The sequence below is a fragment of the Pseudomonas sp. 2 genome (assembly GCF_056627435.1).
The window spans coordinates 1-23,845 of sequence record NZ_JBWXNG010000029.1; the positions used below are offsets into that span (position 1 = coordinate 1).

The following is a 23,845-nucleotide window of genomic DNA, read 5'->3' on the forward strand; positions in this document are numbered from 1 at the left end:
CAGGAGGGCCAAACCAGGAGCAGAAGGACTTGGTTACTTGGTCCCTTCAAGTAACTCGACGAAGTCGAAACAGATCTGACGTTAGGAAGAACGCTTTTGATCTTGATCTTCCTTCATACGCATTCTGTCTGGCACGGCCGAGTCGCCTGATTTTACTGCCGCTGCGCGTCAGACCGCCGGCAAGCCGGACAGCTACGGGATGGGGGTGGCTGGTTCATCGTGACCACATGGTGCGTGGGGGCAATCAGCGGTTTGCAGCCGGCCCATCAGGCGGTAACCCCGTGACGGTGTTATAGCGCGCGGTGATCCGGTCGATTTCGCCGGACATGCGCATGCGCAGCAATACCCGCATCAGGCGTTGCGCCGGGACCTTGCTGTCGTTGCGTACGATGCAGCCCACCGGTTGTTCGTCAATCACCGCCACGCCGCGCAGTTTCTGGTCCGGGGGCAGGTTGCGGTTGAACCAGTCCAGTGACCACTGGTTGGCGACCGCGTAGCGATAGCGGCCGATTTGCAGTTTTTGCAGCACCTGGTCTTCGCTGCGGGCGTCTTCGCGATCCAGGCGATGACTGTCGAACGCCGGTTGCAGGGTCGGGTAGAAATAGCCCAGCACGGTGCCTACCACCTGATCGTTCAGCGTTGCGAGATTCACGGGGGCTGCGTTGTCCGGCGCGCTGATCAACAGGTCGCGTTGCACCAGCAAGGGCAGGCTCCAGGTCACATCGCCCGACAGCGTCGGCATCCAGGACTGCGCGGTATAGCAGCGCACGTCGATCTGGCCCTCTTCCAGCGCGCGCTGCACGCGGGTGATGGACAGCACGCGAAACTGTGCAGGCAGCCCGGTGTTCGCGGCCATGCTGCGCATGATGTCGACCATGATCCCGCCGGTGGCCTGATGATCCTCCACTTGCGCCATCGGCATCGACCAGGAGTCGGCGACGGCGAAGCGCAGCGGCGCGGGCTCGGCGCGGGTGATCGCGCTGACCATCAATAAGGCGCTCAGTGCCAGCAGACGCATAGAATCCCTCAGTGTGTCCATGACATGGCCGTTTGGCATCAGTGGCAGTTTAGCGGCAGATCATTTAAATGTGCGGGCATACATCGTCCGGATGCAATTTTGCCCTCGCTCCGCTAGCATTAGCGGTCTTCCGCATCCCAGTCGCGACGGTTTTCAATGAGTTATCAGGTTCTTGCACGTAAATGGCGTCCGCGCTCGTTCCGCGAAATGGTCGGCCAGACCCATGTGCTCAAGGCCTTGATCAACGCGCTGGACAGCCAGCGCCTGCACCATGCCTATTTATTCACCGGCACCCGCGGGGTCGGCAAGACCACCATCGCGCGAATCATCGCCAAGTGCCTGAACTGTGAAACCGGTATCACTTCCTCGCCCTGCGGCGAATGTTCGGTGTGCCGGGAGATCGACGAAGGGCGTTTCGTCGACCTGATCGAGATCGACGCCGCGAGCCGCACCAAGGTCGAAGACACCCGCGAGCTGCTGGACAACGTGCAGTACGCGCCCAGCCGTGGCCGCTTCAAGGTCTACCTGATCGACGAAGTGCACATGCTTTCCAGCCACTCGTTCAACGCCTTGCTCAAGACGCTGGAAGAGCCGCCGCCCTACGTCAAGTTCATCCTGGCGACCACCGACCCGCAGAAACTTCCGGCAACCATTCTGTCGCGCTGCCTGCAGTTCTCCCTGAAGAACATGACCCCGGAGCGGGTGGTCGAGCACTTGACCCATGTGCTGGGCGCCGAAAACATTCCGTTCGAAGACGACGCGCTGTGGCTGCTGGGCCGCGCGGCCGATGGTTCGATGCGTGACGCCATGAGCCTGACTGACCAGGCGATTGCCTTCGGCGAAGGCCAGGTGCTGGCAGCCGATGTGCGGGCGATGCTCGGCACCCTCGACCACGGTCAGGTCTATGATGTGCTCACCGCGCTGATCGATGGCGACGCCCGCGCGCTGCTCGAAGCCGTGCGTCATCTGGCCGAGCAGGGCCCGGACTGGAGCGGTGTGCTCTCGGAAATCCTCAACGTACTGCACCGCGTGGCGATCGCCCAGGCGCTGCCCGATGGCGTCGACAACGGCCATGGCGACCGCGAACGTGTGCTGGCCCTGGCCCAGGCGCTGCCCGCCGAAGATGTGCAGTTCTACTACCAGATGGGCCTGATTGGCCGTCGCGACCTGCCCTTGGCGCCGGATCCACGGGGCGGCTTCGAAATGGTCCTGCTGCGGATGCTGGCCTTCCGCCCGGCAGACAGCGAAAACGCGCCACGACAGCCGTTAAAGTCGGTGGGGATCAGCCCGGCCACGGCTGATTCCCAGGCAGCGGTGGCCGCTGCGGTACCTGCTCCTTCGGCGCCAGCGCCCGTTCCGGCAGCTGCTCCGGCACCTGCGCCTGCTTACATGCCCGCGCCGGTGGTCGAACAGCCTGCGCCAGTCGCTGCGGTCGAGCCTGAACCGGCGCCTGTCGAAGAAGTCGACCTGCCGTGGAATGAGCCCAAGCCGGCGTCGCAAGCCGTCGCGCAGCCTGCGCCCGTTCCCGCCCTCGTTGCCGAAGACATTCCGGAGCCGGTGCTTGATACCGTGGCCGAGCAGCCCGACCTGACGCCGATGCCCACACCGGCACCGGCAAGCCCGGTGCCGGACGCGCCGGAAGTCGAATCGCTTGAGCAGCTCCAGGCCGCCGCCGAGGCGGTGACCCCGGGCATGCTCGAACAGGTGCCGGATGCCGTGGCCTATGTGCCTGCGCCCATGGAGCGCGATGACGAGCCGCCACCGGACGACGATTACGTCGAGCCGGACATCGACATCGATCCGGCTTCGTTCGCCTATCTGGACGACCTGGCCCACGACACTGTCGAGGCGGTGGAGAAGGAACCGGAGCTGGTGCTGGCCGCCAATCCGGCCACGGGCCTGGCGGCGGACTGGCTGGAGTTGTTCCCGAAACTGCCGGTGTCCGGCATGACCGGCAACATCGCCGCCAACTGCACGCTGATTTCGGTGGATGGCGACAACTGGCTGCTGCACCTGGACCCGGCCCACAGCGCGCTGTTCAACGCGACCCAGCAGCGTCGCCTGAACGAGGCGTTGAACCAGTATCACGAACGCACGATCAACCTAAGTATCGAGCTGATAAAACCCGAGCAGGAAACCCCGGCCCAGGCGGCCGCACGCCGGCGGGCCGACCGCCAGCGCGAGGCCGAGGCGTCGATTCATGGCGATCCGTTCATCCAGCAGATGATGCAACAGTTTGGTGCCAGCATCCGCGAGGATACGATTGTTCCCGTGGACAGCCCGGCAGCCTGACCCTCTTTAACGACCGCGAGGCGCTAAGCTGATTTGGCGCCACGCAAAGACCCCAACGACTTTCGAGGAGAATTCCCATGATGAAAGGTGGCATGGCTGGCCTGATGAAGCAGGCCCAGCAAATGCAGGAAAAAATGGCCAAGATGCAGGAAGAGCTGGCCAATGCCGAAGTGACCGGCCAGTCGGGCGCAGGCCTGGTGAGCGTGGTGATGACCGGTCGTCATGACGTCAAGCGCGTAAGCCTGGACGACAGCCTGATGCAGGAAGACAAGGAAATCCTGGAAGACCTGATCGCCGCTGCCGTCAACGACGCCGTGCGCAAGATCGAAGCCGCCAGCCAGGAAAAGACCGCCAGCATGACCGCGGGCATGCAACTGCCGCCAGGCATGAAGCTGCCGTTCTGATCCGATTGCAGCGATACCGATGCCAGGCCCAGTGCCTGGCATTTTTTTGGGGCGCGTCGTTGGAATGCTGGCCTGTAGGAGCGAATTCATTCGCGAAAGATCGTACAGGCGAAATAGATGCGTCGGATTTACCACCGCATCGCGAATAAATTCGCTCCTACAGGGGATCGGTTGCCGACCTATAACTGTTCGAACCCCATCCTGTGCCAACGGTCTGCTTTTCTATAGTCATTCCCGCCTCGACCCTTCAGGGAGCCACTGCTCATGTCGCAAGAACTGATCCTCAACCAACGCATCGTCCTCGCCTCACGCCCTCAGGGCGCACCGGTGCCGGAGAACTTTCGCCTCGAGCGCGAGGCGTTGCCTGACCTGCAAGATGGCCAGATTCAACTGCGCACGCTGTACCTTTCCCTCGACCCCTATATGCGCGGTCGCATGAGCGATGCGCCATCCTACGCACCGCCGGTGGAGATCAACGCAGTCATGGAAGGCGGCGCGGTCAGCGTGGTCGAGCAGTCACGCAACCCGGCGTTCAAAGTGGGCGATCTAGTTGTAGGCCAGACCGGCTGGCAGACCCACAGCATTTCTGACGGCAAGAATCTGCTGCCAGTGCCCAAGGACCTGCCCAGCCCGTCGATGGCCGTAGGTGTGCTCGGCATGCCGGGCATCACGGCCTATATGGGCTTGATGCACATCGGCCAACCCAAGGCCGGCGAGACTCTGGTGGTCGCCGCTGCGTCCGGCGCCGTGGGTTCGGTGGTCGGGCAGGTGGCCAAGCTGCAAGGCCTGCGGGTGGTGGGCGTCGCCGGCGGGATCGACAAGTGCCGCTACGTGATCGACGAGCTGGGCTTCGACGACTGCATCGACCACAAAAGCCCGCATTTCGCCGAGCAACTGGGTGAAGCCTGCCCCAGCGGTATCGACATCTATTTCGAGCTGGTGGGCGGCAAGGTCTTCGAGGCGGTGATTCCGCTGCTCAACGAGCACGCGCGGGTGCCGCTGTGTGGCGTGATCGCGCAATACAATGCGCAGGCCCAGCCCGACGGGCCGAACAAGCTGCCTCTGCTGATGCGCACCTTGCTGACCAAGCGCGCGCGGATTCAGGGTTTTATCGTTTACGAAGAGTACTACCACCGTCTGGAAGAATTCATGCAGGCCATGGTGCCGCTGGTGAAGGACGGCAAGGTCAAGTTCCGTGAAGACGTGGTCGAGGGGCTGGAGCATGCGCCGGATGCTTTCATCGGCCTGCTGGAAGGGAAGAACTTCGGCAAGCTGGTGGTGAAGGTGTCCTGAGTCATTTGACGCTGTCGGGAGGCGCGGGTATAAACCGCGTCTCGTGTTTTTGTGAGACTTTTCTTCAATGAGCTTCAGTCCTCTGATTCGCCAGTTGATCGACTCCCTGCGCATTCTGCCGGGCGTGGGTCAGAAAACCGCCCAGCGCATGGCATTGCAGCTGCTCGAGCGTGATCGCAGCGGCGGTTCGCGCCTGGCGCAGGCGCTGAAGCAGGCGATGGAAGGGGTCGGCCATTGCAAGCAGTGCCGCACCCTGACCGAAGACGAGCTGTGCCCGCAGTGTGCGGACACTCGCCGCGATGACACGCTGCTGTGCGTGGTGGAAGGGCCGATGGACGTGTATGCGGTGGAGCAGACTGGTTATCGCGGCCGTTACTTCGTGCTCAAGGGCCATCTGTCGCCCCTCGACGGTCTGGGCCCGGAGGCGATCGGCATTCCGCAACTGATCGCACGGATCGAAGAGCAGGGCACCTTTAGCGAAGTGATCCTGGCCACCAACCCCACGGTGGAAGGCGAGGCCACCGCCCACTACATCGCGCAGTTGCTGACCAACAAAGGCATGGTCACCTCGCGCATCGCCCACGGCGTGCCGCTGGGAGGCGAGCTGGAACTGGTAGACGGCGGAACCCTGGCGCATTCGTTTGCGGGGCGCAAGCCGATCAAGCTTTAAGCCATATCGATCCTGCATTCGTAGCAGCACGGCTTGCCGGCGGGAGCGTCCTCAGGATCGCTCCCGCTGGCAAGCCATGCTGCTACGGGAGGGCGACGCGGGCGGGTTTTACTTGTCGGTCAACGCAAACAGCGTCAGGCAGAACGTCGGGATTTCCATGTCCTGCAGGCGTTGTGAGCCGCCCAGTTCCGGCAGGTCGATGATCGCGGCGGCTTCATGGACTTTCGCGCCCATACGGCGGATCAGGTTGGCGGCGGCGATCAGCGTGCCGCCGGTGGCGATCAGGTCATCGAACATCACCACCGAGTCGCCGTCGCACAGGCTGTCGGCGTGCACTTCCAGAAAGGCTTCGCCGTATTCGGTCTGATAACCCTCGGCCAGCACGTCCGCTGGCAGCTTGCCCTGCTTGCGGAACAGCACCAACGGGCGGTTCAGTTCGTAGGCGATGATCGAACCCACCAGAAAACCCCGTGCGTCCATGGCGCCGACGTGGGTGAAGTCCGAGTCGATGTAGCGCTGCACGAAGCTGTCGATCACCAGGCGCAGGGCCTTGGGCGACTGGAACAGCGGGGTGATGTCACGGAACACGACGCCGGGCTTGGGGAAGTCCACCACAGGGCGGATCAGGGATTTGAAGCTGAATTCGTCGAAAATCATAAAGGTCCCGGACAGGCGATTGGCACAAAGGTCCCAGTTTAAGCCTGCCCGGCCCTCGGCGCCATCAGCTTTCCAGCGAGCCACCTGCCAGGGCGCACAGCTGGATGGGGTCGAGGATGTGAATTTCCTTGCCTTCGGCGGCGATCAGCTGGTTCTGCTGAAAGCGGGTGAACACCCGGGATACGGTCTCCACCGCCAGGCCCAGGTAGTTGCCGATTTCGTTGCGCGACATGCTCAGGCGGAACTGATTGGCGGAAAAACCCCGTGCTCGAAAGCGCGCCGACAGGTTGACCAGAAAGGTCGCGATGCGCTCATCGGCAGTCTTTTTCGACAGCAACAGCATCATTTGCTGATCGTCGCGGATCTCCCGGCTCATCACCCGCATCAATTGCCGACGCAATTGCGGCAATTGCACCGAGAGTTCGTCCAGACGTTCGAAGGGAATTTCGCAGACCGACGTGGTCTCCAGCGCCTGTGCCGACACCGGATAGGCTTCGGCGTCCATGCCCGACAGGCCCACCAGCTCGCTGGGCAGGTGGAAACCGGTCAGTTGCTCTTCACCGGCGTCGCTCAGGCTGAAGGTTTTCAGCGCGCCGGAACGCACGGCATAGACCGAATCGAAGCCGTCGCCTTGGCGAAACAGAAACTCGCCTTTTTTCAGTGGACGGCCGCGTTTGACGATCTCGTCCAGCGCGTCCATGTCCTCAAGGTTCAGCGAAAGCGGGAGGCACAATGGGGCCAGACTGCAGTCCTTGCAGTGAGCCTGGGTATGAGCGCGCTGTTTTACTGGCTCAGACATCGGGTAGTTCCTTGTGAGAAAACACACATTAGTCGTAAGGGTAACCCACGGGTCAAAGCTCCGACTAGCACGCGCCGTCCATGGCGTGACAACAGTCCTTACCGCCTGCGTGGAAACTTCCTAGATCACTCTGGAAAATCTCTGGCGGTTTTGTAAGTCAAGGTACGCATCGAACACCATGCACACGGAGCGCACCAACAAGCGCCCGGCGGGTTTCACCTCGATGCTCTGGGCATCCAGATGAATCAGGCCGTCAGTGGCCATGGCCAGCAAGCGGGGCCACACGGCGTTGAAGTAGTGGCGAAAGTCGATGCCGAATGCCTGCTCGATGGGCGCGAAATCCACGCGGCAGTGGCAGATCAACTGCGCGATCACTGCCCGCCGGATCCGGTCATCGGCGTTGCAGGTCACGCCCCGGACCGTCGCCAGTTGATCGCTGGCCAGAAAACCCTGGTAATGGTTCAGATCGCTGGTGTTCTGCGCATACAGGTCGCCGATCTGGCTGATGGCCGAGACACCCAGGCCGATCAGGTCGCAGTGGCCGTGGGTGGTGTAGCCCTGGAAGTTGCGTTGCAGAGTGGCTTCTTCCTGAGCGATGGCCAGGTCGTCGTCGGGCAGGGCGAAGTGGTCCATGCCGATGTAGCGATAGCCGGCCCGGGTCAGTTGTTCGATGGTGCGCTGGAGCATTTGCAGCTTGTGTTCAGCGCCGGGCAGTTGCGCGGTGTCGATGCGCCGCTGCGGCATGAAACGCTCGGGCAGGTGCGCATAGTTGAACACCGACAGGCGATCAGGCTGCAGGGCGATCACCTCGTCCACGGTGCGGGCGAAACCGTCCGGGGTCTGCAGCGGCAGGCCGTAGATCAGGTCGATGTTCACCGAACGAAACTGCAGCGTGCGCGCCGCTTCGACGATGGCGCGGGTCTCGGCCAGGCTTTGCATGCGATTGATCGCCAGCTGCACCAGAGGGTCCAGATCCTGCACGCCGAGGCTGACCCGGTTGAAGCCCAGTTCGCGCAACAGGCCCATGGTCGACCAGTCGGCTTCGCGCGGGTCGATCTCGATGCCGTAGTCGCCGCAGTCTCGGTCCAGCAGATTGAAATGCTCGCGCAGGTGGGCCATCAACTGGCGCAATTCCACGTGGCTGAGAAAGGTCGGCGTGCCGCCGCCCAGATGCAGCTGTTCGACCGCCTGCTGGCTGCCCAGGTGGCAGGCGATCATTTGGATTTCATGCTGCAGTCGTTGCAGGTATTGCCCGGAACGGCTGCGATCCTTGGTGATGACCTTGTTGCAGGCGCAGTAGTAACAAATGTTGGCGCAGAACGGCACATGCACATACAGCGACAGCGGCCGGGCCTGCTTGCGGCTGTCGCGCAGGGCGTGAAGCACGTCGAAACCGCTGATCTGATTGTGGAATTGCACCGCAGTGGGGTAGGACGTGTAACGCGGCCCTGTCAGGTCGTAGCGGCGGAGGAGTTCTGGGTCCCAACGAAGGTCGTCGAGCATGCGGGCATTCCCGAAAAAAAGGCTGGCGGTGGCGGCAGTTTAGGGAGTGCGCAGGCGCGATTTATTGATCTGGATCAATGTCTGGCCCAGGCCGGTTCGCGGTGCAATCGGCTGTCACACATTCGCGCCCGGCAGCTCGATCAGAAAACGCGTCAGGCCGTCATGGGAGGTACAGCGGATGGTGCCGCCATGGGCCTTGATGATCGACTGGGTGATCGCCAGCCCCAGGCCTGCGTGTTCGTTGCTTTCATGACGCACCGGGTCGGCGCGGTAGAAACGGTCGAACAGCCGCGGCAAGGCTTGGGCGGGAATGGTCTGGCCGGTGTTTTCGATGCTGATTCGCACGTTTGTGGCATCTGCCGCGAGACGTACCGCCACCTGACCTTGGGGTTGGGTGAAACGCAGTGCGTTGTCCAGCAGATTCGACAGGGCGCGGCGCAGCATGTGCCGGTCGCCGAGCAGGCTGGCCTCGCCCTCGCGCGCAAGGTGAATCTGCGCGTCTTCGGCCAATGGCAGGAAAAACTCCAGTAACGCGTCGATTTCCGCATCCAGTTGCAGGCGTTCGCGAGCGGGATTGAGCAGGCCATGCTCGGCCTTGGCCAGATACAGCATGTCGTTGACCATCTGCGCCATCCACTGCAATTCCTCAAGATTGCCCAGCAGCGCCTCGCGGTATTGCTCCACGTCGCGCGGGCGGGTGAGGGTGACCTGGGTGTGGGTCAGAAGGTTCGACAGCGGCGTACGCATTTCGTGGGCGATGTCGGCGGAAAACGCCGACAGCCGCTGAAAGGCATCGTCCAGGCGAATCAGCATGGCGTTGAAGGCCTGGCTCAGTTCGGCCAGTTCCGACGGCAAATCGTTGAGCGGCAAGCGTGTGGTGAGGGAGCTGGCCGAGACGCTGGCGGCCACCTCGGTCATCTGGCGCAAGGGCCGTAAACCGCTGCGTGCCGCCCAGGCGCCGAGCAGGGCAGTGGCCAGCGCCGACAATCCGACGGTGAGCCAGATCAGCCGTTGCATGCGCTCGAGAAAATGCTGGTGATGGGTAATGTCCAGCAACAATGTCAGTTGCGGCGAATCGGCCTGCAGCGCTTGCAGTGGGACGCTGTAGGTGCGGTATGACACGCCGTTGTCGGTCAGGGTGTGCAGCCCGCCGTGCAGCCCGACTTGCAGCGCAGTGCTCGCTGTGACCCGTGGCAGGCTGTCGAACCAGACCTGGCCGTTGGCCCCGCGCACTTGCAGGGCCAGATCCGGCGAGTGGGCCAGTTCGTTGCGCAGCGCCGCCTGGCGTTGGTTCAGTTGCTCGACGCCGCTGACACCTTCCAGCACCGCGCGCAGGCTTGGCAGCTTGCTGGCGAGCAGTTGCTGATCCAGTTCGATGAAATGGCTCTCGCTGGCCTGGTTGAACAGCACCCCGGCGGTCAGCGAAACTACGGCGGTGCAGGCGGCGAACAGCAACGCCAGGCGGCTGCCCAGGGAAATGCGCCGCAACACTAGAGCGGCCGCTCTTCGAGCACGTAACCCATGCCGCGCACGGTGTGGATCAGTTTGTTGGGGTATTCGTCGTCGACTTTCAGGCGCAGGCGGCGGATGGCGACCTCGATCACATTGGTGTCACTGTCGAAGTTCATGTCCCAGACCTGAGAGGCAATCAGCGATTTGGGCAGCACCTCGCCCTGACGGCGCAGCATCAGCTCCAGCAGGGCGAATTCCTTGGCGGTCAGGTCGATGCGCTGGCCGTTGCGCTCGACCCGGCGCCGCAACAGATCCAGCCGCAGATCAGCCAGTTGCAGGTGGGTTTCCTGGCTGGCGCTGCTGCCACGGCGCAACAGGCTGCGCACTCGCGCCAGCAGTTCGGAAAAGGCGAATGGCTTGACCAGATAATCATCCGCCCCCAGTTCCAGGCCGCGCACGCGGTCTTCGACGGCATCGCGGGCGGTGAGAAACAGCACCGGCGTGTCCAGCCCGGCGCCGCGCACCGCTTGCAGGATCTGCCAGCCGTCCCGGCCGGGCAGCATCACATCGAGAATCAGCAGGGCGTAGTCGCCGGTCAGCGCCAAGTGCTGGCCGCTGGTGCCATCGGCGACCAGTTCGGTGTTGAACCCGGCTTCGCTCAGCCCCTGGCGCAGGTACTGGCCGGTTTTGGCTTGATCTTCGATGATCAGTAGTTTCATGGGTGGCTCGATTGGCTGGAGCTGGCTCTTGAGATGGCGCTTTATAACGCGAGTGGGGGCAGATCGTGGCCAAGCTTACAAAGTTGTAATGTTACGGTCAGCTTAATGCCAGTGCGCAGTACGTACCTTGAGCCCATCGATTGAAAGTTGACTGGAGAGATTCATGTTCGCTCGTTTGACCGCTGCTGCCGTGTTGTTGGGCCTGAGCCTGTCGTCGCAGGCATCCCCCGGCGCGCATTTCGACTTCGGCCATGCCGCGAAGGCCGATCAGGCCACGCGCACCGTCGAGCTGACGCTGGGCGACATGTACTTCGAGCCCAAGAACCTGACCGTCAAAGAGGGCGAGACCGTGCATTTCGTGTTGGTCAACAAGGGCAGCCTGCTGCACGAATTCAACCTGGGCGACGCCGCGATGCACGCTGCCCATCAGCAGGAAATGCTCAAGATGGTCGCCAGCGGCATGCTGACCTCGACCGGCATGAAGCACGACGCCATGGCCGGCATGGACCACGGCGACCACTCGATGAAACACGACGACCCCAACAGCGTGCTGGTGGAGCCAGGCAAGACCGCCGAGCTGACCTGGACCTTCACCAAGGCCACGGACCTGGAGTTCGCCTGCAACATTCCCGGGCATTATCAGGCGGGCATGGTCGGCAAGATCGCCATCGACAAGTGACTGGCCGATAACGAGGCGCTGAAAACCCGGGGCAAAACCTATAGACTTGGCGGTCAGGATTTTTTGATCAGCCTTCCATCTCCGTTTTCAGGTCCCGCCATGCATCCCGCAGCCGAACACTCGCCCCTGGGCAAGTCCAGTGAATACATCGCCACCTACACGCCGTCTCTGCTGTTCCCGATTCCGCGCACCGCCAAGTGGGCCGAACTGGGGCTGACCGCAGAGACGCTGCCGTATCAGGGTGTCGACTTCTGGAATTGTTACGAATTGTCCTGGCTGCTGCCGTCAGGCAAGCCGGTGGTGGCCATCGGCGAGTTCAGCATCCCGGCCGATTCGCCGAACATCATCGAATCCAAGTCGTTCAAGCTTTACCTGAACTCGCTGAACCAAACGCCTTTCGCCTCGACGCAGGAGCTGGTGACGGTGCTGGAAAAAGACCTGTCGGCGGCGGCCGGCAAGCCGGTGGGCGTGCGGGTGCGCTCGCTCAAGGACATCGAAGCAGATGGCATCGTGCCGGTGCCGGGTGTGTGCGTGGATGATCTGGACGTGACCATCAGCAGCTACGACAAGCCGCAGCCTGAACTGCTGCGCTGCGATGAGTCGAAGTTGATCGAGGAAACGCTGCACAGCCATCTGCTCAAATCCAACTGCCCGGTCACCAGCCAGCCGGACTGGGGCAGCGTAGCGGTGGAATATCGCGGTGCGGCGCTGGATCACGCGAGTTTCCTGGCCTACATCGTCAGCTTCCGCCAGCATTCGGACTTCCACGAGCAGTGTGTGGAGCGGATTTTCATGGACTTGCAGCGTCTGCTGAAGCCGGAAAAACTCACCGTTTACGCGCGCTATGTGCGCCGGGGCGGGCTGGACATCAACCCGTATCGCAGCACCGAGAAGCTGACGCTGGAGAATGGGCGGCTGGCGCGTCAGTAAAAAAGCACGTGATATTCGATCCAGCTCCAGTCCTATGGGAGTGAGCTTGCTCACGAACGCGGCAGCGCGGCGACATCGATGGTGATTGACACTACGCCTTCGTGAGCAAGCTCACTCCCACAATTAGTGCGGACGCCAGATCTTTCGGTTCAGATCCCGATATTACCCAGCGTCTGCACGATATTGCGCAGGGTACCCGCGATGGTGGGGTGCTCGACCTCGAAGCGTTCGATGGCCAGGTTGACGCCATCAGCTAGGTTGTTATCGGCAGTCGCCGTCTCGACAGCGATTTTGGCCTGGATCTGGGTCATCAGCTTGTACAGATGTTCGCGCTCTTCTTCCGTCAGCGGCGGGTTTTGATCCAGTTGCTCGCGCAGGGCGTCGAGTTGTTCTTGCAGTTCGCGGGCGGGCATAGGGTGTTTCCTTTTCGAATAGTCTCAGCATGGACCGCAGCGCCATGGCAAAGGTCCTTCACGTCTTAAGACTAATCCAGTCGGCGCCACCTTGCATGATGCCGATCAAACCGCTGTCAGGGCTTTTCGGCCTTCTGCCGGCGCAGGGTGATGTCGGCCAGGCACGAGTCCAGCTCCCCCAGATGATCGATCACCGAATGCGCGCCTGCGGCGTACAGTTCCAGGGTCGCGCGGCCGCGCAGACGCTCGCGTTCCAGATCGCTCAGCGCTTCCCATTGCGCGGGTGACAGGCCACACAGCGGGCCGCAGGACGCGATGCCCACGGTCCATAAACCGGCGTTCAGGCCCGACATCACCAGCCGCGGATCGCCGCTGACCATGACGCAGCCATCGAGCTGCCCGACATTCAGGCTCATCAGCGCCTGCCAGCAGGCATCCGGGGCAGGCCAGTGATTGTTGGGGCTGGGGGTTGGCTGGATCAGGTCCTTGAGCGGGGCGGCCAGCTGTTCGGCGATGCTGGCCGGGTATTCCTCGATCCAGGCGCAGGGTACGCCTTGCTGCTTGAGATTTTTCAGTGCGCTGAGGGCGCCGGGGGTGGGATTGGCGAAGGCCTGGGCGTCGTCAGAGAGCAGGGTGGTGCCGTCCTGGTCGCGCAATGTCCGCGCCTGCGCGCCGAAATCGACGAGGCAACCACTCAGGCCGAACAGCACGGCGGTGAACGATGGGGCGGGCGCGGCGACCGGGGCGAGCATGGAATTCCCTCTCAAATGCAATGACGCTAAGGGATTTGCATGACAGTCAGATGACCGTGACATGACTTTGTCGCCTGATGATTCGACGTCTGTGCAAATGTGTAGCTTTTCGCCGACTAAATCGTTACAGAACCCTTTATACTCTCGCCTTTGGTTGGGGGGCGTAGCGCCCGCTTCATCACTTTGACTGGGAGTCCTTGCTATGCCCGTGACCGGTGCAGGCTTTATCAATCGTCTGGCTTTGACCTGTGTGTGGGCCGGTCTGGCCATGGTGCCGATGGCCGCGCAGGCCGCTGACGAAGACCCGTGGGAAAGCGTCAACCGCCCGATCTTCCGTTTCAACGACACGGTCGACACCTACGCGCTGAAGCCGATTGCGCAGGGTTACCAGTTCATCACGCCGCAGTTCCTGCAAGACGGTATCCACAACATGTTCCGCAACATCGGTGAAGTGACCAACTTCGCCAACGATGTGCTGCAGGCCAAGCCTGAAGCGGCGGGTGTCGACACCGCGCGCCTGATTCTCAACACTACATTTGGCCTGCTGGGCTTCTTCGACGTCGGCACCAAGATGGGCCTGCAGCGCAACGACGAAGATTTTGGCCAGACCCTGGGCAAGTGGGGCGTGGAGAGCGGTCCGTTCGTGATGATTCCGTTGCTGGGTCCAAGCACTGTGCGTGATGCACTGGCCAAGTACCCGGATACTTACACCCAGCCGTATCGCTACATCGATCACGTGCCGACCCGTAATACGGCATTTGGCGTCAGTGTGGTTGATACCCGGGCTAGCTTGTTGTCGGCTGAGAAGTTGATCAACGGGGACAAGTACATCTTCATTCGTAATGCGTACTTGCAGAACCGTGAGTTTAAGGTCAAGGATGGCAAGGTTGTGGATGATTTCTGATCGCCGCATCGATGTAGTCTGAGAGTCCTTCAAGAGCGTTCTGGCTAACGCCAGACCTGTTTCGACTTCGTCGAGTTACTTGAAGGGACCAGGTAACCAAGTCCTTCTGCTCCTGGTTTGGCCCGACTTCGTCGGGTTCCCTCGCTCCGGTCCCGCTCCGTGGGCCCGGCGCGAAGGGCCATCCATGGCCCAACGCGCCTCTCGCGAGACCTCCGTTCGGCCTGCACCCAAGTCGCGATTTTTGTCGCTTGGGCTATCGCGTACAAAGATCAAAAGCCAAAGCAAAAAGCGACCGGCTAACGCCGTCCTCCGTAGCAGCCGAGCTTGCTCGCGGGTGGTCCTCAAGATCGCCCCGCCGGCAAGCCGTGCTGCTACGGGGAGGTTTGGTGTTTGCCTACGCAAATCTCACAGGCGGCACAAATTGCGACTTTGGGAGGCCGAGTGGAGGCGTTGCGCAGTGGGCCAAGCGGCAGGATGCCGCGCGAGGCGCGGGGCCATGGATGGCCCATTCGCGCCGGGCCCACGGAGCAATGCCGGAAGGAGGGAACCCGGCGAAGCCGGGCCGGACAGGGAGCGAGAACCCTTGGTTACTTGGGGGTGGTGCGGCATTCCGACTTTTCCAAGTAATCCGGCGAAGCCGGAACGCTTCTGCCGTCAGGTAGAACTTCAAACAGCGCCCAAGCTCTCAAGGGAAATCATCGAGCAAGCTCTTCAAAGAGGGCTCTCATTGAGCAGGTCCATCGCAATCCTGCTCGACCGTCTTGACCAGCTGACTCCCCTGAAACAGCTCCAGCCGGATATGACAGGCAGCCTCGGGAGGAATGCTCAGCTGCACCAGCGACGCCGTCGCACCGGTCTGAATATCGCCCGACTGGCTGATACTGGAGGTGCCCGCCGAACTGCGCTGGCTGACCGCCATGCGATAGCGCAGGGTCAGTGGCGTCGGGTTTTCGATGTGCGGGCGAATCAGCACCGCAGCGCCCTGGCGATGGGTATCGATGGCGACCACAAGCTGCGACAGATCGATCATGGGTTTCACTTCTGGGTCACGGAGGCGTTCATGTTGTTGCCGTACTGCTGAACACTGACCGTGCCGCCGAAGCCGTTCTGGCTGACGTTGGCCTGGTTGTTCTGCCCGTACTGGCCGACATACGCCTGATTATAGGCGCCGCTCTGCACCACGTTGGCCTGGTTGTTGGCACCGGCCTGGACGATCGCGGCCTGGTTGAAACGCCCGGCCTGATCCAGGCTGATGCTGTTGTTGTAACCGCTTTGCTGGGCTGAGGCTGCGTTATAGGCGCCGCTCTGATTGAGCGTGGCCGTGTTGGCGATGCCGTTCTGGATCTGAACCAGCCGCTGACCGGGGCCGGCCTGGTCGACGCGGGAGCGGTTGTAGGAGCCGATCTGGCTCACGTCCACTCGGCTGCCCGCAACGCCGATGCCCGAGTAACGCGCCTCAGGCATCAGGTCGCCCGCCTGGCTCAATGCGCTGCCCAGCATCAGGGCAGCGGCGAAGGTCAACAGCGCAGCTTTCTTATTACTGTGCATGGGTCTCCCCCGATAGTTGGCTTTGTTCGGCAGCGGTCATCGGCGTGCTCATGGTCTGCTCGTCATACGCCTTCAGATAACCGGCCAACAGCGGCTTTTTCAGGTCTTCCGGGTTTTTCAGGTTCCAGCTGCCATCCCGCGCGCCCTGGGCGATCAGGTGGATCAGGCCGGCTTCGATGGCTTCGCGCACGCACTGCTGCACCGGCTCGTTGCGCGACAGGCCGGTTTCGACTTCCAGCAGATGGCGCAGCGAGACGAACTTGAACACGCCGAAATCCAGCTGGATCGAGAACACGGTCTTGGTGGTGGTGACGCTCTGAATGATGTCGCCGGTGCGGATGTCCACCGCCCGCAGGTTGATGGTCACCTGGTCCTGGCGATACAGGTCCGACGGGCCGATGCCCAGATAACGCACACCGAAACCGCCGGTGCGCACATTGCTTTCGTAGGCGACGATCGCGCCTTCGACAATCATGTTGGCCGGGCGCAGCGGTGGCAGCTGCCCTTGTGCCTGATCCTGCGGCAACTCCAGGGCGCGAACGATTTTGCGTTCGGTCAGGAGGTCCTGCAGGTTTTCGCGTTCCACCGGTTTGAACCAGCGCGAATCGCGCAACGCGCTGACCAGAAGCGACGCTGCGCCCTGGGTCACCGACGTCGAGAAAGAACTGTCCGGCGAAGGTTTGTACTGGCCGGTCTGGTCACGCATGCCGTACACCGCTACCGGAATCACGCCGGCCGGAGGCGGCAGGTTGGCAAGGTCGCGGGTCGATTGCGTGGGTGGCGAAATGGTCGCCGGAGAAATGGTGCCCGCCGGGCGCGAAGTGGCACAGCCACTCAATACTGCGGCAGCGATGATCATCATTGAAAGCGTGCGGGCGCGCATGGTTCTACTCCGAAAAAACCCGCCGGCGAACCGGCGGGTACTGCCTGGATTAGTGCTGGGTGATCGAAACAGTGTTGTTGCTGCCGCCGGTCTGAGTGACGTTGGCGGTCAGGTAGCTGCCGGTCTGGGCCACGGTGGCCTTGCTGTTGTAAGCGGTAGTGGTCTGATTCAGGTCGATGACGTTGTAGCCGCCGGACTGAGTCAGGTAGGCGTCGTTGTCGTGGCCAGACTGGTTGCTGGTGACCTTGTTGCTGTTGCCGCTTTGAATGATGGTCGCTTCCAGGTTGCTGTTGCCTGGGTTGCCGCCGTACGGGCCGTTCTGGTTGGCAACGACGCTGTTGTAGCTGCCGCTCTGAGAGGCGGTGATGATGCTCTTGTCAGCCTGGTTCTGATTCAGGGTGCCGACGTTGTTGGAGCCGGTCTGGGTCAGAGTGGCGCGGGAGTAGTCGGCATCGCTCTGGTTGATGGTGCCGGTGTTGTTGTTGCCAGCTTGCTGAGTCAGCCCGGCGGTCGAGTACCAGCTGTTGGTTTGAGTGACGCTACTGACGTTGCCCTGGCCGTTCTGGCTGATGGAGGCGCTGGATTCGCGAGTGTTGCCCTGCTGGGTGGCCCAGGCCTTGTTGTAGCCGCCATCCTGAGTCACGGTCGCCGTCACTCGGTACGAGTCGTTCTGGTTGATGGTGCCTTCGTTGTTGTTGCCGCGCTGAGTCAGGCTTGCGGTGGCCTGATCGTTGTTCTTCTGGGTGGCCCAGGCCTGGTTGTTATTGTTGTTCTGGCTGACGGTGGCGGTGGACTTGGTGTTGTTTTCCTGAGTCACCCAGGCGGAGTTGCCGGTGCCATCCTGTTTCAGGGTGGCGGCGGTATCGCGGCCTTTGTTGGCGAGCTGGGTGATGGTGCCGTTGTTGTAGCTGCCTGCCTGGTTCAGGGTGGCCGACTGCTGGTTGGCGCTGCTGTTGCCGGCGGCGCCAGTCTGGTTAATGGTGCCCTGGTTTTGCACGCCGCCAGTCTGACGGGCAGCGGCAGTGTTGTAGGAGTTGGTTTGCAGCACGGTCAGGTTGCTGTCGCTCGAAGCCTGGTAAATCGGCTTGGCAGGCTGGCCGCCCCAACCGAAAAAGCCGCCAGTGGCGGGGGTGCCAGCGGTGTTGTTGCTGCCGTTCTGGGTCACGTTCAGGTTGGAGTTGATCGCGCCGTTCTGCTCGGCAACGATGCCGTTGTCCGAACCGTTCTGGTAAGTGGTGGTCGTGCCGTTGCCAGCGAAGGCAGCGCCAGAGACAGAAGCTAGGACAGCGAGAGCGAGGAGGGATTTACGTGCTTGCATGGTTAATTCCTTTTTACGATGTTTTTAGGCAGCTGAGGTTTGTTGCAGGCGAACGAGCCCTGCGAGTTGATTGCACTTGGCACAACACGTCTTGCATTAAGCGTTACAACGAAAGTGTTACAAGTTGAAGCGAACTTACTGGTTGATCTGGAACGAAGTGGTCTGGCCGGTGGTTTTATCGGTTGTTGTAATTTGCAGCAGGCCTGGCGACAAGTTGACGATGGAGATCGTGAAGTCGGTAGTTTCAACGGTTCCTGGCGTCAGTTTTCCGTCGGTGCCGACAATGCTCGAAGTAACGGCCGAAGAAACACGGCTCAGAATTGCACTTTGCAACATGCTGTTGAACTGCGTCAGTGTGCTGTTGGCAGCGGAGGCCGATGACGAAGAATGTTCGGTGAACTTGTTCTGCGCGTTGGCCTGGTTAAGCAATACCGGACCGTTCAACGGGTTGCCGCCGAACGACGGGTTGACCGGTACGTAGACCAGTTCGCTGGCCTGCACCGAGGCGGCCGACAACGCCATGACGCTTGCGAATACGACAGATAGACGGTTCATGATCATTCCTTTCATAGCTCGTCGCGGGCCAGGTCCCGGTCGCCGAAAAATTGCGCCAGTTGGTAATCCAGAATCGCTTGAAACACTTGTGCGGCAACGTCTGCGCCCAGGGCGGGGATCAGGCTGCGGTTGGGCGGCAGCTGTAGCGTGGTCATCCGGCGGCTGCCGTAGTTGATGAACATCTGGCTGCCCAGGCGGGCGGTGGGACGTTCGACAACCGAAATACTGAAGCGCCCGGATTCATCCTTTTCATTCCACGCCGCGGCAAAACTGTCATAAAACGCACGCCCGTTTTGCGTCATGGTCTGCCCGATGACCAGCCCGCCCACTTCCCTTGGCGCCAGACTGCGCTGTGGAGAAAGGGACTGGGTTGCATTGACGCCGGTTTCGGCAAAGGCCGTGGCAGCAACGCACAGGGGAAGCACCAGCATCATCCGTAAAGTGGTGTGTTTCATCGGTGGACATACCGGGTGTGTTCAAGAGTTGACACAGTGTAGTTACAAACAATTTGAAAAGGCCACTAGTATTTTAACGTTTTATTTAGTTATTTCTTGGCGTCAGAAAGCTGTCAGGCAACTTTTAGAGTAGTAAAAAAGTTTATCGATTTTAATAACTTTGCAACCCTTGAGTTTGAGCGGTCGAGTGCAGTTGTTAGTCATAAAGTATGAGTATTTTGTGAGGGGCGGTCCGTAAAGCCCTGCGTTTAGAGAGGAAATGTGCAAGGCGAAAAAGTGTTCGCAGGGCAACAGCGGCGCTATCTGTTTGAAGCGTGGTGTGAGGTGGGAGGCATCCAGTTGAAGGGCCGTGTTAATCCGGTTATTTGTTTAGATCAAACTAGCGAACCGTGTTTTTTATCGGCAATGGCTCTGACGGTCATTCGATTGTCCTGGAAAAACAATGCCAGCCTGCGGGGCAGGCAACCGAGGTGGTGCTGGCCGTCAGATCTGCTGCAAAAGCCAGGCTCGAAACGCCTGCAGCGACGGCAGACCTTCGTTGCGCGGCGGGTAGGCCAGGTAATAGCTGCGCTGGCTGGCGAAGGGTAGATCGAGGCTGATCAATTCACCGTTCGCCAGCTCATCGGCCACCAGAATGCGCGGCACCAGGCCGATGCCGATGTCGGCCCTGACGGCCTGAATCAAGTGCGAGGTCAGCTCGAAACTTGGGCCCAGGCGCATCAGGCCATGGGGCAGGCGATGGTGGCTGAACCAGTCGCCCCACACGTTCGGGTTGTTGGCGACATTGAGCAGCATCTGCCCGGCGATCAGCTCCGGTGTCCATTGTTCATGGGCCAGGGCAGCCTGGGGCGCGATCACCACCACCAGTTCCTCGGCGTGCAGGCGATGGCTGATCAATCCCGGCAGATCGGTGTGCCCCACCACAATCGCGGCATCGATGCCGCTGGTGTCGAAGTCGATGGCGTCGATCCGCGAATTGATGTGCACCAGCATCCCCGGATGCTGCTTGTAGAAATCATGCAGGCGCGGCAGTAACCACTTCGAGCCGAAGGTCGGCAGGGTGGCCAGACGCAACGAGCCAGCGCCGGACTGATAGGCCATGGCCTGCAGGGTGGCGCTGCGAATGCGCCCCAGTGCGTCGCTCATCTCCCGCTGATACAGCCGGCCCACCTCGGTCAGTTGCACCTGGCGGCCTTCGCGGCGGAACAGGGTCAGGCCCAATTGCTGCTCCAGCGCCTGCACCTGGCGGCTCACCGCGCTCTGGGTCAGAGACAGCTCGACAGCGGCGCGGGTGTAGCTTTCATGGCGCGCGGCGGCCTCGAAAGCCAGCAGCAGGGACATGGACGGCGTGAGGTGGCGGTAATTCATTCAAAAAAGTCATCGATAGCGGCAGGAATATCCGTTTGTCCTGCGGGCAAAGCTGCAGGATCATTGGCAGCATAACGACCCGAGGCTGACCGATTAATGCCCGGGCGACAAGTGTTTTGCTGTTTTCCGTGATCAGACCGACAAGAGGCCATCCGATGATGATCGCCCAACTGCCCGCCGCCACGCCTGCGGTCCAGTACCCCGAATTTCTCGAAGCGTTGCGCGCCAGCGGGTTCCGCGGCCAGATCAGCGCCGACTACGCCACCCGTACGGTGCTGGCGACTGACAACTCCATCTACCAGCGCTTGCCTCAGGCGGCGGTCTTCCCGCAGGACGCCGACGACGTGGCACGCATCGCCACACTGATGGCCGAACCGCGCTTTCGCCAGATCAAGCTGACCCCGCGTGGCGGCGGCACCGGCACCAACGGCCAGTCGCTGACCGACGGCATCGTGGTCGACCTGTCGCGGCACATGAACAGCATTCTGGAAATCAACGTCGAAGAGCGCTGGGTGCGGGTGCAGGCCGGTGTGGTCAAGGACCAGCTCAATGCTGCGCTCAAGCCTCACGGGCTGTTCTTCGCCCCGGAGCTGTCGACCTCCAACCGCGCCACCGTCGGCGGCATGATCAACACCGACGCCAGCGGGCAGGGCAGTTGCACCTACGGCAAGACTCGCGATCACGTGCTCGAATTGCACAGCGTGCTGCTCGGCGGCGAGCGTTTGCACAGTCAGCCGATTTCCGACGCCGAACTGGACGCCGCCTGCGCCCGGGACGACCGGGTCGGCGCGGTATACCGCACTGCGCGCAACATTCAGGAGACTCAGGGCGAGCTGATCGAGAAGATCTTTCCCAAACTCAACCGCTGCCTGACCGGCTACGACCTGGCGCACCTGCGCGACGAACAGGGCCGTTTCAACCTCAACAGCGTGCTGTGCGGCGCCGAAGGCTCGCTCGGTTATGTGGTCGAAGCCAAGCTCAACGTGCTGCCGATCCCGACCTATTCGGTGCTGGTCAATGTGCGTTACACCAGCTTCATGGACGCCCTGCGCGACGCCAACGCGCTGATGGCGCACAAGCCGCTGTCGATCGAAACCGTCGACTCCCGCGTGCTGATGCTGGCGATGAAGGACATCGTCTGGCACAGCGTCGCCGAGTATTTCCCCGCGGACGCCGAGCGTCCGACGCTGGGCATCAACCTGGTGGAATTCAGCGGCGATGACGCCAGTGACGTGAACGCCCGGGTGGCCGCGTTCATCGACCATCTGCGCAGCGACACCAGCGTCGAGCGCCTGGGCCACACCCTGGCCGAAGGCGCGGCGGCGGTGAATAAGGTCTACACCATGCGCAAGCGCTCGGTGGGCCTGCTGGGCAACGTCGAAGGCGAAATCCGCCCGCAGCCATTCGTGGAAGACACCGCCGTGCCGCCGGAGCAACTGGCCGATTACATCGCCGAATTCCGCGCGCTGCTCGATGGCCATGGCCTGACCTACGGCATGTTCGGCCACGTCGATGCCGGCGTGCTGCACGTGCGTCCCGCGCTGGACATGAAAGACCCGGCCCAGGCCGCGCTGGTCAAGCCGATTTCCGACGCCGTCGCCGAACTGACCCAGCGCTACGGTGGGCTGTTGTGGGGCGAGCACGGCAAGGGCCTGCGTTCGGAATATGTGCCTGCGTTCTTCGGTGAACTGTACCCGGCGCTGCAGTCACTCAAGGGCGCGTTCGACCCGCACAACCAGCTCAACCCCGGCAAGATCTGCACCCCGCCGGATGCCGAGCAGGGCCTGCTCAAGGTCAATGAGGTGACCCTGCGCGGCGATCTCGACCGGCAGATCGACGAGCGCGTCTGGCAGAGTTTCGGCAGCGCGGTGCACTGCAACGGCAACGGCGCCTGCTACAACTTCGACCCGAACGACGCCATGTGCCCGTCGTGGAAGGCCACCCGCGAGCGGCAACATTCGCCCAAAGGCCGCGCCTCGCTGATCCGCGAATGGCTGCGTCTGCAGGGGGCGGCCAATATCGACGTGCTGGAGGCGGCGCGGGGCAAGGTGTCGTGGCTCAAGGGCCTGCCGGCGCGGTTGCGCAACAACCAGGCGCGGGCCAAGGGGCAGGAAGATTTCTCCCACGAAGTCTACGACGCCATGGCCGGTTGCCTGGCGTGCAAATCCTGCGCAGGGCAATGCCCGATCAAGGTCAACGTGCCGGAATTCCGCTCGCGTTTCCTCGAGCTGTACCACGGCCGCTACCAGCGCCCGCTGCGCGATTACCTGATCGGCTCGCTGGAATTCACCATTCCGTACATGGCCTATGCGCCGGGCCTGTACAACGCGGTGATGGGCTCCAAATGGGTCAGCGGCCTGCTGGAGCGGCACGTCGGCATGCTCGACAGCCCGTTGATCCATCGCTACAACCTGCAATCCACGCTGACCCGCTGCAACGTCGGCGTGGCCAGCGTCCCAGCCCTGCGTGAGCTGAGCGACGAACAGCGCGCGCGCAGCATCGTGCTGGTGCAGGACGCCTTCACCCGTTACTTCGAGACGCCGCTCTTGGCATCGCTCATTCAGTTGGCGCACCAGTTGGGCTACCGCGTGTTCCTCGCGCCGTACAGCGCCAACGGCAAGCCGCTGCATGTGCAGGGCTTCCTCGGCGCGTTCGCCAAGGCCGCGATCCGCAACGCCACGCAGCTCAAGGCCTTGGCCGATTGCGGTGTGAAGCTGGTGGGCCTGGACCCGGCCATGACCCTGGTCTATCGCCAGGAATACCAGAAAGTCCCGGGCCTTGAAGGCAGCCCGAACGTGCTGCTGCCTCAGGAATGGCTGATCGACGCACTGCCCGAGAACGTCTCGGGCACGCCGCGCAGTTTCCGCCTGTTGGCCCACTGCACCGAGAAAACCAACGTCCCGGCCAGCACCTCGCAATGGGAAAAGGTCTTCGCCAAAGTGGGCCTGAAACTGTCCACCGAAGCGACCGGTTGCTGCGGGATGTCCGGCACCTATGGGCACGAGGCGCGCAATCAGGACACTTCAAAGACTATCTTTGAACAGTCCTGGGCGGGCAAGATCGACAAGGAGCATGAGGCGCTGGCGACAGGGTATTCGTGTCGCAGCCAGGTTAAACGCATGGCTGACAAGCAATTGCGTCATCCGCTGGAAGTGGTGCTGGAGCAGTTGGTGGTGGGTTGAGGGTTGTCAGGTTTGAAGGGATGTTCACAAGATCCGGGTCTGATCTCGGCC

General features: G+C 61.8%; 23 protein-coding genes. 8 read left to right on the top strand and 15 right to left on the bottom strand.

Going from position 1 to position 23,845, the window contains the following annotated elements; all coding sequences use genetic code 11:
• Positions 1-244: 244 nt before the first annotated feature.
• Complete coding sequence (locus tag AC1MEK_RS29260; RefSeq protein ID WP_480399742.1) at positions 245-1,018, bottom strand: substrate-binding periplasmic protein; 774 nt, start codon at positions 1,016-1,018, stop codon at positions 245-247.
• A gap of 156 nt (positions 1,019-1,174) precedes the next feature.
• Between AC1MEK_RS29260 and dnaX the strand changes: the two genes are divergently transcribed.
• From dnaX to recR, 4 genes are all read left to right on the top strand, one after another.
• Positions 1,175-3,310, top strand: a complete 2,136-nt coding sequence (dnaX, locus tag AC1MEK_RS29265; RefSeq protein ID WP_480399743.1) for a DNA polymerase III subunit gamma/tau — start codon at positions 1,175-1,177, stop codon at positions 3,308-3,310.
• Between the two features lie 77 nt (positions 3,311-3,387).
• Positions 3,388-3,714 (top strand): YbaB/EbfC family nucleoid-associated protein, encoded by a 327-nt coding sequence (locus AC1MEK_RS29270; RefSeq protein ID WP_062385680.1) that lies wholly within the window; start codon positions 3,388-3,390, stop codon positions 3,712-3,714.
• A gap of 264 nt (positions 3,715-3,978) precedes the next feature.
• Positions 3,979-5,007: an NADP-dependent oxidoreductase gene (locus AC1MEK_RS29275; protein WP_480399744.1), complete on the top strand. Its 1,029-nt coding sequence runs from the start codon at positions 3,979-3,981 to the stop codon at positions 5,005-5,007.
• A 67-nt stretch (positions 5,008-5,074) separates the two neighbouring features.
• The gene (gene recR / locus AC1MEK_RS29280; protein WP_480399745.1) at positions 5,075-5,677 is read left to right on the top strand and encodes a recombination mediator RecR; all 603 of its coding nucleotides are present in this window, start codon (positions 5,075-5,077) and stop codon (positions 5,675-5,677) included.
• A gap of 108 nt (positions 5,678-5,785) precedes the next feature.
• On the opposite strand, the gene AC1MEK_RS29285 is transcribed toward recR, so the two are convergent.
• The 5 genes from AC1MEK_RS29285 to AC1MEK_RS29305 form a co-directional block, all read right to left on the bottom strand.
• Positions 5,786-6,334, bottom strand: coding sequence for an adenine phosphoribosyltransferase (locus AC1MEK_RS29285; protein WP_480399746.1), 549 nt, complete (start codon positions 6,332-6,334; stop codon positions 5,786-5,788).
• Positions 6,335-6,398: 64 nt separating this feature from the next.
• Positions 6,399-7,133: a fumarate/nitrate reduction transcriptional regulator Fnr gene (gene fnr, locus AC1MEK_RS29290; protein WP_480399747.1), complete on the bottom strand. Its 735-nt coding sequence runs from the start codon at positions 7,131-7,133 to the stop codon at positions 6,399-6,401.
• 120 nt (positions 7,134-7,253) lie between these two features.
• Positions 7,254-8,636, bottom strand: a complete 1,383-nt coding sequence (gene hemN / locus AC1MEK_RS29295) for an oxygen-independent coproporphyrinogen III oxidase (RefSeq protein ID WP_480399748.1) — start codon at positions 8,634-8,636, stop codon at positions 7,254-7,256.
• A gap of 114 nt (positions 8,637-8,750) precedes the next feature.
• Positions 8,751-10,124 carry a heavy metal sensor histidine kinase gene (locus AC1MEK_RS29300; protein ID WP_480399762.1) on the bottom strand — a complete coding sequence of 458 codons (1,374 nt, stop codon included), beginning with the start codon at positions 10,122-10,124 and terminating at the stop codon, positions 8,751-8,753.
• A gap of 2 nt (positions 10,125-10,126) precedes the next feature.
• A complete protein-coding gene (locus AC1MEK_RS29305; RefSeq protein WP_480399749.1) occupies positions 10,127-10,807 on the bottom strand; it encodes a heavy metal response regulator transcription factor in 681 nt (226 codons plus the stop codon).
• Between the two features lie 163 nt (positions 10,808-10,970).
• Between AC1MEK_RS29305 and copI the strand changes: the two genes are divergently transcribed.
• Together copI and queF are read left to right on the top strand one after the other, a co-directional pair.
• Complete coding sequence (gene copI / locus AC1MEK_RS29310; protein WP_480399750.1) at positions 10,971-11,486, top strand: copper-resistant cuproprotein CopI; 516 nt, start codon at positions 10,971-10,973, stop codon at positions 11,484-11,486.
• A gap of 99 nt (positions 11,487-11,585) precedes the next feature.
• Positions 11,586-12,416 (top strand): NADPH-dependent 7-cyano-7-deazaguanine reductase QueF, encoded by an 831-nt coding sequence (gene queF, locus AC1MEK_RS29315; protein WP_480399751.1) that lies wholly within the window; start codon positions 11,586-11,588, stop codon positions 12,414-12,416.
• Between the two features lie 149 nt (positions 12,417-12,565).
• Here the strand turns inward: queF and AC1MEK_RS29320 are convergent, their stop codons facing one another.
• The gene (locus AC1MEK_RS29320; protein ID WP_480399752.1) at positions 12,566-12,829 is read right to left on the bottom strand and encodes a DUF4404 family protein; all 264 of its coding nucleotides are present in this window, start codon (positions 12,827-12,829) and stop codon (positions 12,566-12,568) included.
• A gap of 116 nt (positions 12,830-12,945) precedes the next feature.
• On the bottom strand, positions 12,946-13,581 hold the full coding sequence (gene pcrP / locus AC1MEK_RS29325; protein ID WP_480399753.1) for an HAD superfamily inactivated hydrolase PcrP: 636 nt from the start codon (positions 13,579-13,581) through the stop codon (positions 12,946-12,948).
• A gap of 202 nt (positions 13,582-13,783) precedes the next feature.
• Here pcrP and AC1MEK_RS29330 point away from each other — a divergent pair, with 202 nt between their 5' ends.
• On the top strand, positions 13,784-14,485 hold the full coding sequence (locus AC1MEK_RS29330) for an MlaA family lipoprotein (RefSeq protein WP_480399754.1): 702 nt from the start codon (positions 13,784-13,786) through the stop codon (positions 14,483-14,485).
• Positions 14,486-15,209: 724 nt separating this feature from the next.
• On the opposite strand, the gene csgH is transcribed toward AC1MEK_RS29330, so the two are convergent.
• The 7 genes from csgH to AC1MEK_RS29365 all read right to left on the bottom strand — a co-directional run bounded on the left by csgH (position 15,210) and on the right by AC1MEK_RS29365 (position 20,612).
• Entirely contained in the window at positions 15,210-15,515 is a 306-nt protein-coding gene (csgH, locus tag AC1MEK_RS29335; RefSeq protein WP_480399755.1) for a curli-like amyloid fiber formation chaperone CsgH, read from the bottom strand.
• 5 nt (positions 15,516-15,520) lie between these two features.
• Positions 15,521-16,033, bottom strand: coding sequence for a curlin-associated protein (locus AC1MEK_RS29340; protein ID WP_480399756.1), 513 nt, complete (start codon positions 16,031-16,033; stop codon positions 15,521-15,523).
• Positions 16,023-16,916 (bottom strand): CsgG/HfaB family protein, encoded by an 894-nt coding sequence (locus tag AC1MEK_RS29345; protein ID WP_480399757.1) that lies wholly within the window; start codon positions 16,914-16,916, stop codon positions 16,023-16,025. Before AC1MEK_RS29345 ends, AC1MEK_RS29340 begins: the two co-directional genes overlap by 11 nt.
• 49 nt (positions 16,917-16,965) lie before the next feature.
• Entirely contained in the window at positions 16,966-18,234 is a 1,269-nt protein-coding gene (locus tag AC1MEK_RS29350) for a hypothetical protein (protein WP_480399758.1), read from the bottom strand.
• Positions 18,235-18,369: 135 nt separating this feature from the next.
• Positions 18,370-18,804: a curli assembly protein CsgF gene (locus AC1MEK_RS29355; RefSeq protein ID WP_480399759.1), complete on the bottom strand. Its 435-nt coding sequence runs from the start codon at positions 18,802-18,804 to the stop codon at positions 18,370-18,372.
• Positions 18,801-19,244, bottom strand: coding sequence for a CsgE family curli-type amyloid fiber assembly protein (locus AC1MEK_RS29360; RefSeq protein ID WP_480399760.1), 444 nt, complete (start codon positions 19,242-19,244; stop codon positions 18,801-18,803). The genes AC1MEK_RS29355 and AC1MEK_RS29360 overlap by 4 nt, the downstream gene beginning before the upstream one ends.
• A 483-nt stretch (positions 19,245-19,727) precedes the next feature.
• Positions 19,728-20,612: a LysR substrate-binding domain-containing protein gene (locus AC1MEK_RS29365; RefSeq protein WP_480399761.1), complete on the bottom strand. Its 885-nt coding sequence runs from the start codon at positions 20,610-20,612 to the stop codon at positions 19,728-19,730.
• A 158-nt stretch (positions 20,613-20,770) separates the two neighbouring features.
• Here AC1MEK_RS29365 and ydiJ point away from each other — a divergent pair, with 158 nt between their 5' ends.
• Positions 20,771-23,794, top strand: a complete 3,024-nt coding sequence (gene ydiJ / locus AC1MEK_RS29370) for a D-2-hydroxyglutarate dehydrogenase YdiJ (protein ID WP_480399763.1) — start codon at positions 20,771-20,773, stop codon at positions 23,792-23,794.
• The last annotated feature ends 51 nt before the right edge of the window (positions 23,795-23,845 follow it).